The organism is Exiguobacterium sp. SH5S4, assembly GCF_004337045.1.
Classification (GTDB): Bacteria; Bacillota; Bacilli; order Exiguobacteriales; family Exiguobacteriaceae; genus Exiguobacterium; species Exiguobacterium aurantiacum_A.
In genome coordinates, this window is sequence record NZ_SJUQ01000086.1 from 1 (window position 1) to 395 (window position 395).

Genomic DNA, 395 nt, shown 5'->3' on the forward strand with positions numbered 1-395 from the left:
GGTCTATGTGGTCCGGGCGGCAATCAACGACTGGGGCAATTTGTATATGTCCGAGACGCTGGGCGTCGATCTGGTCACGGCGAATACGGCAGTGACAATGTTTGAACTGGGCGGATTTATCGGTGCGCTGGTAGCGGGTTGGGGCTCGGACAAACTGTTTAACGGCAACCGCGGGCCGATGAATTTGATTTTCGCCGCCGGAATTTTGCTTTCAGTCGGCTCGCTGTGGCTGATGCCATTTGCCAGCTACGTGATGCAGGCAACCTGCTTCTTCACTATTGGTTTTTTTGTCTTTGGCCCGCAGATGTTAATCGGCATGGCGGCGGCAGAATGTTCCCACAAAGAGGCGGCAGGGGCGGCGACGGGATTTGTCGGCTTGTTTGCTTATCTGGGGG

The 395-nt window shown here is 55.7% G+C and carries 1 pseudogene; it reads left to right on the plus strand.

Annotated elements, in window-relative coordinates:
* Positions 1-395 (plus strand): annotated as a pseudogene (gene uhpC / locus EVJ32_RS16080) (MFS transporter family glucose-6-phosphate receptor UhpC); the annotation flags it as partial.